Source organism: Paenibacillus sp. VTT E-133280, from assembly GCF_002264385.1.
Classification (GTDB): Bacteria; Bacillota; Bacilli; order Paenibacillales; family Paenibacillaceae; genus Paenibacillus_AQ; species Paenibacillus_AQ nitricinens.
The window spans coordinates 35,253-50,273 of record NZ_NFUX01000058.1; the positions used below are offsets into that span (position 1 = coordinate 35,253).

Here is a 15,021-nt window from a genome sequence, read left to right on the forward strand (position 1 = left end):
TTTGTTTAGACTGACTGTGATATGGTGAAGCAGAAATCGACATTATTCTGCGGAAAGTTTAGACAAATTGCGGGAGGGGAAACACGCTTGTATAAACGTATTATAAATTTATCGCTTTTGATTTGTATGCTCGTATCTTTAGTATCACCAGGGTTCGCGGCCGCTGAACGGAGTACTGACGCACCTGCAGCAGTACAAGAGCAAGGATCTCTAAACTCATCGAGTGCTCCGATAAATTCATTTCAAGATGTTAAAACGACGGACTGGTTCTATAATGCTGTGACGTATGTGAAACAAAACGGAATATTCGGCGGTACGGATAATGACAGCTTCTCGCCCAAAGGCACAATGACTCGTGCCATGTATGTAACTGCACTTGGGCGAATGGCAGGAGTGGACATCAGCCAATATTCAATTTCCTCCTTCTCAGATGTACAAGCAGGCACTTGGTATGCACCTTATGTGCAATGGGCAATTGAAAAAGGCATTACAAGCGGTATAGGTGACCATAATTTTTCGCCGAACGCTGCTATATCAAGAGAACAGATGGCAACGCTGACTTTGAGGTATTTTGAAAGCTATAAAATACCTTATCAGACGAACGCCAGCCTGACCTCTAAACCTAACGACACAGCCGATATTTCGCCTTGGGCGGTGGATGCGGTCGTAAAGCTTTGGCGGGCAGGCTTGCTTCATGGAGATGCAAGCGGTAATTCCAATCCAAAGTCAAATGCATCTCGCGCGGAAGCGGCTGTTTTCTTCATGCGAAACAATGAAGTTGTGAAGACATGGACTACCCAGAATCGAGTAGTTCCAACACCAACACCATCAACACCAACACCAACATCAACACCATCAACATCAACATCAACATCAACATCAACATCAACACCCGACTCTGGCAGCGGTAATGGCGCTAACCCAGGCGACACGAACGCAGGTCCATATATTATTACTTTTGAAACAAACGGCGGTTCGGCCATTAACAGCCTTTCTCTCAAGCAAGGAGCGACGCTGAATAATCTTCCGGATCCAATGAAGTCAGGCTCTATTTTCGTTGGCTGGTATAAAGATAGCGCTTTGTCGGAGCCAGTATATACAGATGCTATCGTCAACAGAAATATGACGTTATACGCAAGATATGAAGAACCATTCGAAACTCAAACTATTCCTAGTGTAACCATGTTGGATCAGGACAAAAGCTTTACGATTGAAGTAATCGATGGTACAGGAAGCATGACAGCAGATAGAGTTAAAGCTGAAATGACCTTTGAAGCGCTAACTCATCCTGATTTTGCAACTCATGTGGGTATTCGAGTAAAGGGCTCCAATGGCGAATTTACAGTAGGTGCAAATGGTGGTGCATTTGAAGAAGGCAGCACCTATCAGCTCAAGCTGAATAACGCCAATCTTTCTTTTACAGGCCAAGATAAATCCACTAGAACATACGTATTTACCATTGCTAAACAAGAAGTACAGCATGTGACTCTGAATCCTGACTTGATTTATATTCCTTCTTCGGAAGTCACGAATATGACCCAGAATGGTAAGGCTGTTACCCCTGGTGCGATTCCTGTTATAGACTTGAATACCGGCGATGACGGAGCCGTTCAATCGGTGGGTAACGCTACAGAGTGTACATTCCAATATAATGGGAAACAGAAAATACAAGTCGGCAATACCGTTGCTATTTATAACGGAGTTGCACCGAATCAGCGTAATCTGGCAACAAGCGTCGACGATGACGGTGAAGTGGTTTATGTAACGATTCGGGCGATCGACGGCAGCACATATACATACGAAACGGCAGACGCCAAAAAAGTTCTCTTTACGCCAGACGTCTTGCCGGTCAGCGATACAGCAGATATGGATGGGGATTTAAGCAATCACTCCATCACGGTAAGCGAGAATACGATGAACTATAGCGACAGCAAATATGCACAATTGGGTCTTACTGCAAGCACCGTTGTACAAGCAGGTGACTTCATCGCCTTCTACACAGGTGTATTCGGTGATGCTTCGTCCCAGCTTGCCGGCTATGCTCAAATTACCGGAGTCAGTTCTTCGGGAACTAACGAAGTCATTACTTATACAGATGTAACGCTAGAGCAAATAACGGCTTCGATGGATTACTATACACAGCAAAATATAGAAGGAAATCAGTTGCTGCAGAACACCGATGTAGCGGATATGGAAGCTCAAATCGAGGAGCAAGCTCTGGAAAGCGGATTTGTGAATAAAGCTACGCAGTATTTAGCAGCTTTGGCAATCGATACGGATAGCTTCAAAGAACTAGATAGCGAATTCGATATGAAAAATTACTCTATTACGTATGCCAATGGCTCATCTGTCTCCGATCACAATGTTATGCGGTTGAACGGAAATAGAGTGCAAGTAGAAAATGTGAGTGTTAAAGCCGATATAGGTACAGAACTGCAACATTTTGTTGATATGTCCGGTTTAAGCGCTTCTCTTCAAGTGAGTTGCGATATTGTAGTTGATGCAGGCGGCCAGCGCAACATTGTGATTCATTTGACCGGCACCTTCGAGCAAGAAGTACGAGTTTCGCTTTCTGCCGATGCCAATACCGATTGGGGACTATTTCTGGGGTTCATCCCTTATTTGAGAGAATACGAGGTTTCCCCAACCGTAGATGCCTATACCTATACAGCGATTAATTTCGACGCTGAAATCGGCACATTTGAGAAGGATGAAGAATGGAATTGGAATGATAAAAGCAAAGTACAGAACATCGCCAAACAAATAAAAGCTCTAATGGACGCAAAGGATGCTTTGGATGAAACTCTCAGTGGCGTAGATTCATTAGACAGCTCATTGCCGGCCTTATATCAGAATATGCTGAGTAACGAGACGGACTGGGTTGACCTCTTTGATGTAAATCTTGTTGATATCAAAATGCGTCTTTTGATGGGTGTCATTCAAGTAGAGTTTAAAGGGGATTTTGTTGTAAGCGCAAATGCGAATCTCTCTATCGGTAGTACGTTCAGTTATGAGAATGGGAAGAGATATATATTCAATGTGAAACTTTTTGCTAGAGAAGCGACGAACAAGACCGTAAGTCTGCTAGATGAGAAGTATCAATTTACATTCTACATCATGGGCACTTTGGGCTTACGGGCAGGTCTTCGGCTGGAGTTGGCAGTAGGTCTATTCTCTACTGAGGCGAATAGCGTAGGTGTGCAAGCGGACGTTGGCGCTTACGCGAAGTTGTGGGGCTACTTCTATTACCAGCTGACCTATCTATCTTCTCAGGGCAAGACCTCCCATTATGCCGGAGCCATAGATCTGGAATTCGGCGTGTACACGGAAGTCAAATTCAAGGCACAGCTGTTTAAGGGTACCTTCTCGTACGAGCCAACCCTGTATGAGGATGAATGGCCACTCTATACGGTAGGTTCCCGGCAGAACATTCTTGATTTTGCCTATTCACAGGGTGATGCGCCTAGAGTTAATCTGCACGGTCAGTCAACAAAATCGGCCATTTTACCGTATAGCATCTTTGATATGAGCACGATGGATCTGCAGACAGGCGAGGTTACGGAACAATCTTATGACAGATCCAAGGATTTCACGGTAAGCATATCCAACAAAAATTTCATATACGATGCTAAGACCAACCAAGTGCTCTTACAGAACTATAATTACGATCCGACTGGCATGGATGCCACCATGACGATCACTTGGAGAAGGGCACCTTTAACTTTCGGTTCTGCTCCGATTGCGCGTACGATTCCATTACACTGGGACGATCTCAAGGATAGTTATAGTCTCTACTTGTACTCGCATGAAACGAATGATGGAAAGCTTACGCTATTAAAGACAATTAGCGGGAAGTACAATGATCCGATTCCGGTAGAGCCCGTTCCTACAAGAAAAGGATATAAATTCGATAATTGGTATAAGAATGATTCCGATGCTGGGCCAACTGTCCTACCGGGTAGAATGCCGTCTTACGACAGCATGTGGGTTGCAAGATGGACTCCGAAGACGGACACCCCTTATAAGGTGGAAGTTTACTTGCAAAATGTCTCCAATGATTCCTACACGCTTAGCGGCGAATTCACCTATAAGGGCACAACAGATTGGCCTGCAACCGCGCGGCCCCCTGCCTATGCAGGTTTTGCTACACCTGCCGAACAGTTCACTGCGGTTAAAGGCGACGGGAGCACTGTCGTAAAGTATTATTACGCTCGCAATGTGTACAATCTGACCTTTGATCCAGGCCATGGCAGAACGCCAATCACATCTTCGCTTAAGTTTGGTGCCCCTATTACCGCACCTATCGTGAACATGCCGGGCTATGTGTTTACTTCTTGGCGCGACACGAATCTGAGCGAGAACGTTCCTGCGTCAGCCAATGTTGTTGCGCCTACGATGCCGGCTATCGACACGACTTATAAAGGGAAATATAGCTTAGATTCACATGTGCCTATTACAGTGGAGTATTATCTTGGCGATACCACAGGTTCTAATTTCCAGCTAATGGAGGCAAAAACCAAGTATGGAACTGCATTTTTAGGATTCGATAGTAGAGATATAGGGACAATGGATGCGAGATGGATGTCACCCTACTCGAAACTCACAACAACGGTACCTTCGCCTTTATCGATTTACGTAGACCCAACCCTGGATCTTCGTATCAAGTTGTACTTCGTTCCTTATTTGTTTAACCTGACATTCGATGCCAATGGAGGCGTGGGCGGCACGGTATCACAGCTTGCATATGGGTCGCCGATAATTCCGCCTACGGTGACAAAGCCAGGCTATACGTTTGAAGGTTGGTCACAGTCCGTTCCAAGTACAATGCCCGGTAACGATCTGACCTTCACGGCCGTTTGGCAGGCCACGGGCTATCAGGTATTGTATTATCAGCAGAATCTGGACGATGACGGCTACACAGAAGTGGAAGCCGTTGCCGGCAGCGGTGGAATTGGATCAGCAGCTACGGCAACTCCGAAGGATTATACCGGCTTTACCTATGACAGCAGCAATCCTAACAACGTTACCTCGGGTACGGTAACCGCTGACGGAACGCTCACCCTTAAGCTATATTACACACGTAACAGCTACACGTTATCATTCATTGATTCAGTGACGAGTACTAACTATTCGACAGCTCAAGTCAAGTATGGGGCAACGATCGTACCGCCTGCTGATGTAACACCTTCAGACTTTTATCCCCCAGGCTTTGTACTAATAACTTGGGACCCGTTGGAAAATGATACGCCGTCGTTGGAGACGCCAGAAGGAGCAACCATGCCGGCACACGACGCGAGCTATAACGCAAGGTTTGGATTTCCGGGCGGTCAGATCGGACTATAGTTTTGGCGAGTTTCGGTCATTTTTACAAGCAGATCGAAATGAAACAGTGATAAGGATTATTGAAGGGCACCCGTTTAGGGTGCCTTTTGAATTCGCACTATAGATGTTATTGTCAAAAGATAATAAAGTATTAGACTGGTAACGTCCCATTACGCTAACGGGCAGGATAACGGAAAAAGATGGAATTTATGGATTGCTATTATTATAATAGAAGCTTAATAATACTTGATTATTGGAGATGATGGATGCGTGATTTATCGTAGAAAGACATACAAAATTGACCCTCAGATAGTACATGATTTTAATGAACATTTTAATCAAACACTCTTACCTGCACAGTTAAAATATGGTTCAAGATTAGTTGGCAGATGGTCAACCAAGGAAATAGACGGTGTGGTGGAGGTATTTGCTATTTGGGAATATGACAGTTACGAAGATTATGAGAAGATTGAATCACTAGTGAAAAGTGATGAAGAACACGTAAAGCGAGTGCAGGCTTGGTTCGATAAAATCGGGCGTGAGAACATAAGGAGATTTATAAAGGACAAGATAAAAGAGGAATTTATAGAAACGACAGTACCGAGAGAAAAAACTATTCTTACATAATGAATTACGTTGAGCTAACGGGAAACGTTAGTGGAATAGCGGTTGCTTCGGCAGCCGTTTTTTATTTGTTCAACTAACGGGCAGGTTAGTTAAACAGTGTTGTTTAATTTGTGTTCATCAATCGGTACATAATGTGGAATAAGAAAATTTGTCATTATTTTAATGTGTAGTAGACTTAGTAACTACAGTTTTTTCTTCCTATTTAGTTGGAATGAATTTTTTGTTTTTTAAACGAAGAGGAGAATCAATATGGAAGTAGTATATTTTGCAGGTGGATGTTTATGGGAAGTACAAGCTTTTATAAAAACTTTACCTGGAGTTAAGTTTACAGAAGCAGGAAGAGCTAATGGAACAAGTCATACACTTGAGGGTGATTATGATGGGTACGCCGAATCTGTAAAAACAGGATTTGATCCGACAGTTGTAACGATCAGGGAATTAATGGGGTATTTATTTGAAATCATTGATCCATACAGTTTGAATAAACAAGGACAGGACGTTGGCGAGAAATATAGAACAGGAGTATATAGTGAAAAGCTTGAACACTTAAAAGAGGCGAAGGCGTTTCTTAGCCGAATGATTATTGTCATATTCCAGAAGAAATATTAAGTAGGTATAAGTAAGGGAGAATATTAAGCTAACGAGACACGTTAGTGGAATAGCGATTGCTTCGGCAGCGTTTTTTTATTTGTTCAACTAACGGGCAGCTTAGTTCAAAGTTCGCGTGACAGTCAAACCTGCATCAGAAGCTTTTGCAGTGTGAGTCGTTGTGGTTAAAGTCGTATTATTAAAGTGATATGCAGTAGTTGTTCCGATATTCTTAAAGGAGGTCCAGCTTCCACCAGTATTCGTAAATTGTACATTTATCTGCTGTGCGGTACGAAAGTTTTCGGTGTTTGCAGTATTCTTGTCAAAACCTCGATTATCTCCTTTAAATGATACAACGTAGGCGGGTAAACCATACTGTACTGGAGAATCTACTTTGTCATGAGGGATAAATGTTACCAATCGAATGTTAAAGTTAACTGCCATATTAATAAACTCCTTTTCTAAAATAAATTATTAGGCAAGGGGGTAAAATGAGAAGATCTGAGTACCCCTAATCAAACCTTCTATTCTTGCCTTCACTAAAATAAGAGTTTTAAAGGGTTAGAATACAACCGAGAAAATTTAATTTTTAAGCAAAGCACTCAACGCTCTTAGTCGTTTATATAGAACTAGATTGGGAACGGCATTAAGCTAAAGAGCAGGATAGTGCAACTTAGTTAGTAGGATTACGTTTATTAAAGGAAGATACTGGGGAGATAAAGGAGGTGTGTAAAGAAGCGGAAAATTGCTATTTTACTTATGATGATTTCAATGTTCGTAAGTATCTTTTCTATTGGGTACTTCACACCTAAGCGGTACTCAGAGACAGTAAATGGTGTTTATTATCAACTAGGGACGGAAGGCATAATCGAGCGCATAAAAGTACATCTTGATGGGAAATTGCAAAATCATATAAATGGCAAAAAAACCTTTACAGGCGTTATTAATTTTGAAGGAAGTAAGGTTCCTCAAATTCCTAAAGATAGAACAGAATTAAAATTGCATTACGATGGTCATAATTTCACAACCATTTTCTCCGGTTTTCGAATCATAGATGATAAAGGTAGAATAGAGCCTAATATTTTCACTTACGGTTGGGTATATACTGATGATGAATTTTCTGGATTTACAATTAAAGTTATGGATGATAATGACCAGTGGTCCCCATCAAACGGACATATGATTACAGCACCAGCAAATGATAGGCAAGAAGCAATGAAAAGGTCTCAAGAGTTAATCAAGGAGTTTGAAGAAGAAAGTAGAAATTGATTGAACTAACGGGATACGATAGTTGAAGAATGCACAATTTATTTTAAGAAGGAATTTAATAGAGAAAATGGTATAATTAAAAAGTCTAAAATTCATTGATATAATTTTAGGCAATAGTTGTTAGAGGAGGCGTTCATTATGAAAGATAAAAGAATTTATATTATTAATGACTTCAAGGGGATAACAACTAATTAACAAAGTTGTTTAGTGTTTCCCCGAATTTTGAAAGGGGAAAATTATGGTTAAAGAAAATGTAAAAATCGTAGAATTAAATGCAGAAAACTGGTACGACTGTTGTAAATTAGAGGTATCAACAGAACAAAAAGAATACATGGAACCTAATGCCATATCAATAGCTCAGTCAAAGTTTGAGCCTACTTTAAAGCCATACGCTATTTATTTTAAAGACATAGTGGTTGGTTTTTTAATGTACAATTCTGTTCAAGAAGAACTTGATGGTTATTGGGTTTATAGAATAATGGTGGATAAGAAATTCCAAGGCAAGGGTATAGGTAAAGCTGCAACTAAGTTAATGATCTCAGAGATGGTTAAATTATCGAATTCAAAAAAAATTGTTGTTGGTTATCATCCTGAAAATTTGGGAGCACATAATTTATACTCGAGTTTGGGATTTATTGATAATGGTGACAGGTTCGGTAAGGAAATGGCAGTTATTAAAAATATAACCGAGTGAAAGATGGATAGTATTTCAAAAGGACCATTCTTTGGTCCTTTCTTATTGTGTATAGGAACACATTAGTAGAATAGCGGTTTATTATTTGTTCAAGTAATGGGCAGGATAGTGAGCAAAGGATAGATTGATGGAAAATGGTAAGTATTAGATTGACAGCATATTGTCGAGTTATGCGGATGCAATCATGAATATAATAGACAAGCTAGAAGATTCTAGATTATGAAGGATTAAATTTAATGGAGCGTGCCTATGAAAAATATATATAATGAATTGCATACAGCGGAAATACTGAACCGTATCGAGAATTTGAGTCCAAATTCAAAACCACAATGGGGAACAATGAACGTTGCTCAAATGTTGGCTCACTGCTCAGCATTTCAAGACATCGCATTAGGAAATTCCTTTCCCCCTAGATATTGGCTAGGAAGGCTAATAGGAAGGTTTGTGAATTCTATTTTCTATAATGACAAGCCGGTACCACACAATATGTCAACAATTCCGACCATACTTATTGTAGATGAAAGAGACTTTATGACAGAAAAAGAAAAACTGAAACAAAAGATTTTAACTTTCCAAAGTAACGGTCCAGAGAAATGTTCGTCCCATCCTCATCCTTTTTTTGGAAAGTTCACTCCTGAGCAATGGGGTAAAGGGATTTATAAACATCTAGACCATCATTTAAGACAATTTGGTGCTTAGTATTTTTTTGAAATGAATAATAATTGTTCAGTTTAGTGCAGTAACTCTGTTTCGTTGTGCTAACAGGACTCGATAGAGGAATAGCGGTTGCTTCGGCAGCCGTTTTTTATTTGTTCACTAACGGTAGTATAGTTCAATTATAGTTGTTTTTTATTTCCATATTTGAAGTTTGAATATTAAAATGGAACTAATTGAATTGATAAGGGGTATTAACAGGATGATTTACAGTTAAATGATAGGTGAACGTTATCTTCGTGAAGATTATTGGAAGTATTTAAGTGAAGCAATTATCATGATGTATCATACAGCCAAATTATTTTCTGACCTTGGTAAAAATGTGCTTATTGATGGCATTATGGTAGATAGAGCTGAGTTGAAACCACATTATGAAAAAGTGAACAATATATTTTCCGGGTACCCATTATACATTGTTGATGTGTTTTGCCCTTTAGACATTTGCCGTCAAAGAAATATTGCACGAGAAAATAGAACCGAGGACCAGTCTGAATGGCAACACAAAATCATGGCAAAAGATATCCGGTATAATTGTAAAGTCAACACACATTTAAACACTTCCGAAGAATGCGCAGATTTGATTTTAAAAAGTATATTTGAAGATGAAGTTTGAATTACTATGCCCGAGGTGACACATTCCGGTAACGGGGAAGGTTAGTATGATAGCGGTTGCTTCGGCAGCCGTTTTTATTTGTTCAACTGTGTTCAGGTTAATTTAACAAGGAGCTTATTTAAAGATGAAATTTGAAGGGAGAGATGAAATGATAGAATTATCTAAAGAAAACTACGCTCACGTTCTGCCACTGTTGAAAAATCTAGCATATGAACCTGTGTTTGCATATTCCGTAATTGAGCGAAATCAATCTGGAAAAGTGTTCGTTGATCATAACGAAAATCCTACCTGCAGTCTTATTATCAATTCATATGGACAATATCTTTTGGTTAAGAGGGGCGACAATGAATGCTTCATGAGTGATGTAGTTGAATTTTTGCGGAATGATCAAAATCATTCAAAATACTACGATCTTTATGCTTCAACACCGGAACTACTGTTTCAAATTAGCGAATGTTTAGCGGGAAAGACTGTATTATTGCACCGTTCTTCTTTTACATTCGATCTATCCAAATTCCAACATCTAAAAAAACCTAACGCATTGCAAGAACAATTTGTTATGAAACAGATGGACAAGGCGCTATTCGATAAATACAAAAATGAAATGGACGCTTCTTATGATTCGCTATGGAGTTCGGCACAACAATTTGCGGATCGAGGATTTGGTTACTGTCTTATGGTGAATGATGATTTTGCAAGTGTTTGTAATTCTTATTTTGTAGGTGGAGGGTATGCAGATATCGATATCGTAACCGTGGATGAATACCAGAATAAAGGGCTAGCAACACTCACGAGTGTAGCATTTATCGAACATTGCCTGAACCATAATCTAGTGCCGAATTATAATTGTGACGCTGGCAATGAACGATCGATACAGCTAGCGAAAAAGTTAGGGTTTGCAAAAAAATATGATTTTCCAATGTTATGGTGGCATCAGGATCAGAGTATAATTAGTGATTATTTGAAAAGATTCAATTATTAAACTTTCCAAAATGACAGAAGTGAACCCGTGATAAAACTATTATTAGATGAAAATACAGGGGAGGTTTAGCTATGACGATTAACCGTGAGACCATTCTAAACGCAATTGTATCAGACCTTGGAATTGAAGAATATATTTTAGCTATTTGGCTAGAGGGTTCAGATGGTACTAAAACTTTGGACGAGTATTCTGATATCGATTTGGTGTGCTATGCGAAAGAAGGCTACATAGATGCTGCATTCACCCGATTGGATGCCTGCATGCGTCAATTAGGAGAAGTAGATATTGCTTATGAAGAAACCGGTCGACCCACAAATAACCGCTACAAGGTTTACCACCTACAGGAGTCAGCAGATAGTCTCTTAGTTGACGTGACGATCCAAAGTGAGAGTGTCCCTGTTTTATTCATTAACGAAGACAAAACCGTCGTACCAGTTATATTGATAGATAAGACAGGTATCGTGAAGTATCAAAACGTTGATCATACGACTCACCATTCACAACTTCAATCACAATTGTTACATGCTCAGGGTATTTACAGTCAAAGGAACCGAGCTGTTAAATATACAAAACGCGGGCTTTTTCTAGAGTCGTTGATTTACTATCATAAGTATGTTGTGAATCCACTTGTAGATGTACTTCGGATAATCTATACACCATTCCAAGCTGACAGCTTCTTGGTTCATGCATCTCGGGATTTTCCTGTCGAAGTGGTACTAACCTTGGAAAAGCTATATGGTGTAAAAACCGTAGAAGATATAGTGGATCGCATCGAATTGACAGACAAGTTGTTTCGTAATGCCTTAGCAGAGGCTCATGTCATGCTATTACAATCTAAAGAAGGCGAAAGTTTAGCGGATACCAACCCATAAGCATTTCATGGGCTATTGTGAGTGATCGCAGATATATAAGTACGGAAACGCTAGTATTATACTGATAGCTATAGGATTGCATTTATGTAGTATTATAGTTTCGGCCATACACATCGAACTTTTAAACAAACAAAGATCTAATTATAGATCATCCCTTCTTAGAAGATCCGTCGATAGACAAATCCCCAACCTCTATACCGATATGCTTGAAGGTGCCTTTCTTACGATTAATATGTTGAATGGTGAAAAGGGCAGTGGCTTATGGTGGGAACAAAGCGCGAATCCGTCTGGACGGAAAATCAATTAGACCTGTTCACCCTGTACACGATCAAGGAGCAGTGTATCTTGTTGTATGGTGAGTCCCATCTAGACAATATTCCATCGTACTCGAAGGAAGAGTTCATTAGTTTTTTTAGGAATATGCCAAGTGCATGCGGAAGTTTGGCAAGGGGAATAGTCTACATTCCGTCGACTGGCTCCTATTAGCTTCTAAATTTATAGCTTGGTGGCAGGAAGGTGTCATCTTGTCTAAAAGCCATGCAGCAGATTGGGGGCTTTTACATCTTAATAGCGGATGGAAAGAGACTGTTTTTCCATTGTCGATTCACCGAATGAGAGTAATGAAAGAAACTCCGAAAACCCATTATATATAAGGGGTTTCGGAGTTCTTTTTTTAGAGTCAACCCTGCGTAGGGCTGGTCTTCATTTCATGGATTTTTTGGAGTGTATGAAGACACTTTGTTTTCTCGTCATCGTCCTCTGTGTGGAGATACCACTCTACAAGCCTGTACCCGAATATGAGAAGGATCATTTCGAAGACGCAATTATCGGCGATAGGGGATGCATCTGCATACTCCGAAAAACCTTTGTAATACGCAGGGATACATCGTTGGTAGTATTCGACCATGTGTTCGATATCCGCTTCATCCGCAATCAAGCTTGCGAGATCCTCACCCAGGTAGCCCCATCCGCATGTATCCCAGTCGATGAGCGCGATTTTCCCGTCGGCATAGATCAGGTTGGTCACCCAGAAGTCCCGGTGGCATAGCACTAGGGGCAACTGCTCGATGCGGGCGAGTATCTCATCTGCGTGCTCATCGATGTCGATGAGCACTTGCCGCATGTGCTGCGGGAATTCACAGTCCTCCGAGCGTATATAATCGTAGACGACTGGCCACGACCGGTAATGCAAATACGTATTCTTCATGAGATCCGCATGGCTCAGGTTTGTCAGGCTCTGCAGCACAGCGGGCTTCTCCGCATACAGCTTGCCTTGATAACGGCCTAACTCCAGCGCAGCCTGTTCATACATGTCACCGGTTAAGTCTAAACCGGTTACGCCATCGATATATTCCACCCACAGCTGAAATTCATTTTCTTCGGCATTCATCTCCGCATGGTAACATGTTGGCCAGCGGAAGGTATCCGAGAACGTCGTTCCCAAGTCAGACATATAGAGATCATATTCCCGGCGCCAGGAATTCGGATCGTTGTAACGTTCCCATTTCTTTTGAATTTTCAGCACGATATGGTACGGCATTTTTTCACCATCCGCTGTTTCGGCGATCCCGTTTACCAGGTGCACATTTCCTACAGTTCCACCCTGTAACGACATGGTTTGGAAGTCAGCCGAGATAATATCCTTCTTGAACTGTTGGCTTAAGGCATAGATCAGCGTTTCAAATTTAATATTCATTTTTTCCATCCTCCATTTTTCTTCGTTTGCTTGCTTGACATAGCTATCGTTTTATTTCGAGCCCTCTTGTCGATGAGGTAGCTTGTTTTATCCTGGACATACTTGTGCTCATGCTGCTGGGCAACATAATACTCCCACCGTTCAAGCGGCAATGAGCCGTCGGCAAGCGCTGCGAGAACGGCACAGCCCGGCTCGCTCTGATGGCGGCAATCTGCGAACCGGCATTGCGGGAACCATTCCTCCACATCGGTAAAGCTTGCGCGTATGCCTTCGCCGGCATCAAAAAGCCCGAGCTCACGCATTCCCGGCGTATCGATGACCATCGTACCGGAGGGGAGCATGAATAGCTGACGGTGCGTTGTCGTATGCCGCCCCCGGCTATCAACCTCCCGGATCTCCTGAACTCTCATTACGTCCTGTTCTATCAATGCATTAAGCAGAGACGATTTACCGACGCCGGACATGCCGAGAAAGACGACTGTTTTACCAGGCATCAAGTAGTTAGCGAGTTCGTTCAGCCCCAGGCCGGTATGACTACTGATCGCATGGACTGGCACATCAGGGATACTTTGTGTAACTTCTGCGAGCGGGAGATTATAATCTTCAACGAGATCAGCCTTGGTCAGAATGACGACTGGCTGACTGCCGCTCTGCCTGACTTGTGTCAGGTACCGCATGATGCGGGTAACCTTGAAATCCGAATTCAGAGAAGAAAGAATGAACACATAGTCAAAGTTGGTTGCAACGACCTGTTCCCGTACGGTTTTGGCGTAACCTACGGCATGCCCTGAGTAATCTGCGCGTGAGAACTTGGAACGGCGGGGCAGTACAGTAACGATGAGCGAATCTCCGCTCTCGTTGTAGTGCAGCAAGACGAAATCACCGACGCACGGAAAATCTACGCGTGTTTCCACGTTGCGATAGAATGCTCCTTTGAGCACCGCCGTTACTTCGCCGCGCTCGGTCATGAGTGTGAAGCGCTCGCGCCGAAGCTCTGTCACCCTGCCGGGCAATAATCCGTCGGGAATTGCTTCTATTTCTGTATAGCCATAGGTTTTCAGATTCATCATAGTTTTTTTGTTAGCTCCTTTAATGTTGTTTTTGGACGCAAAAATGCCACGGACAAGCAGCCTCTAAAGAAGCTGCTGTCACGCGGCATCAGGACGCAAAAAAGACACGACCTTCATCGTATCCTGCAAACAGCAATATTCACGAAAGGTTACTTCGGATGGCATACCAAATAATAGGGGGCGTTTCCCCGCTTTTTCCGCGTATGCCTACTATTCAGTTTTAAGACCAAACCACCATATAAGTAGTTGCCATTAAAACACATCTCCCTTCGTGTCAGGAACTTGCTTATCGCTAAGCTTTCTATAAAATAACCTATTATGGAAAAAAAATCAATGCCTTACAGCCCAGTTTGTCGGCCTGCTTCATCGAGTCTGCCGTTCATCAAGAACCCGCGAACATTAATAGTCAGTGTGAACGCTTCCTCAAGCTGTTTGAAGGAAAGGGCGATGGTATATCAAAGATCAGCGAAATTGCAGAAATCGACAAGATACTCATTGAATACTAATAATTCATCATTCAGCTATACCAGCTAATAGCTTGTCGAGATTACCAGTAAAATGAACTTAAGTCATG

11 protein-coding genes and 1 pseudogene are annotated in these 15,021 nt (G+C 41.7%); 9 read left to right on the forward strand and 3 right to left on the reverse strand.

Features of this window, described 5'->3' with window-relative positions:
* Positions 1-87 precede the first annotated feature (87 nt).
* From CA600_RS22335 to CA600_RS22345, 3 genes and pseudogenes are all read left to right on the forward strand, one after another.
* The gene (locus CA600_RS22335; RefSeq protein WP_179281703.1) at positions 88-5,343 is read left to right on the forward strand and encodes an InlB B-repeat-containing protein; all 5,256 of its coding nucleotides are present in this window, start codon (positions 88-90) and stop codon (positions 5,341-5,343) included.
* Between the two features lie 249 nt (positions 5,344-5,592).
* A complete protein-coding gene (locus CA600_RS22340) occupies positions 5,593-5,949 on the forward strand; it encodes an NIPSNAP family protein (protein ID WP_094873028.1) in 357 nt (118 codons plus the stop codon).
* Between the two features lie 249 nt (positions 5,950-6,198).
* Positions 6,199-6,572, forward strand: a pseudogene (locus tag CA600_RS22345) (peptide-methionine (S)-S-oxide reductase).
* Positions 6,573-6,657: 85 nt separating this feature from the next.
* On the opposite strand, the gene CA600_RS22350 reads toward CA600_RS22345, so the two are convergent.
* Positions 6,658-6,981, reverse strand: coding sequence for a DUF3238 domain-containing protein (locus tag CA600_RS22350; protein WP_094873029.1), 324 nt, complete (start codon positions 6,979-6,981; stop codon positions 6,658-6,660).
* Positions 6,982-7,308: 327 nt separating this feature from the next.
* On the opposite strand from CA600_RS22350, the gene CA600_RS22355 reads away from it, so the two are divergent.
* The 6 genes from CA600_RS22355 (at position 7,309) to CA600_RS22380 (ending at position 11,681) form a co-directional block, all read left to right on the forward strand.
* Positions 7,309-7,806, forward strand: a complete 498-nt coding sequence (locus CA600_RS22355; RefSeq protein WP_179281704.1) for a hypothetical protein — start codon at positions 7,309-7,311, stop codon at positions 7,804-7,806.
* A gap of 238 nt (positions 7,807-8,044) precedes the next feature.
* Positions 8,045-8,500 carry a GNAT family N-acetyltransferase gene (locus CA600_RS22360; protein ID WP_094873032.1) on the forward strand — a complete coding sequence of 152 codons (456 nt, stop codon included), beginning with the start codon at positions 8,045-8,047 and terminating at the stop codon, positions 8,498-8,500.
* 249 nt (positions 8,501-8,749) lie between these two features.
* Positions 8,750-9,199, forward strand: coding sequence for a DUF1569 domain-containing protein (locus CA600_RS22365; RefSeq protein ID WP_094873033.1), 450 nt, complete (start codon positions 8,750-8,752; stop codon positions 9,197-9,199).
* 232 nt (positions 9,200-9,431) lie between these two features.
* Positions 9,432-9,827 (forward strand): phosphotransferase-like protein, encoded by a 396-nt coding sequence (locus CA600_RS22370; RefSeq protein WP_094873035.1) that lies wholly within the window; start codon positions 9,432-9,434, stop codon positions 9,825-9,827.
* A 124-nt stretch (positions 9,828-9,951) separates the two neighbouring features.
* Entirely contained in the window at positions 9,952-10,809 is an 858-nt protein-coding gene (locus tag CA600_RS22375; protein WP_094873036.1) for a GNAT family N-acetyltransferase, read from the forward strand.
* A 71-nt stretch (positions 10,810-10,880) separates the two neighbouring features.
* Complete coding sequence (locus tag CA600_RS22380; protein ID WP_094873038.1) at positions 10,881-11,681, forward strand: aminoglycoside 6-adenylyltransferase; 801 nt, start codon at positions 10,881-10,883, stop codon at positions 11,679-11,681.
* Between the two features lie 679 nt (positions 11,682-12,360).
* Here the strand turns inward: CA600_RS22380 and CA600_RS22390 are convergent.
* Positions 12,361-13,377 carry an aminoglycoside phosphotransferase family protein gene (locus CA600_RS22390; RefSeq protein WP_094873041.1) on the reverse strand — a complete coding sequence of 339 codons (1,017 nt, stop codon included), beginning with the start codon at positions 13,375-13,377 and terminating at the stop codon, positions 12,361-12,363.
* A complete protein-coding gene (gene rsgA, locus CA600_RS22395) occupies positions 13,374-14,447 on the reverse strand; it encodes a ribosome small subunit-dependent GTPase A (RefSeq protein WP_094873043.1) in 1,074 nt (357 codons plus the stop codon). Before rsgA ends, CA600_RS22390 begins: the two co-directional genes overlap by 4 nt.
* Positions 14,448-15,021: the final 574 nt, after the last annotated feature.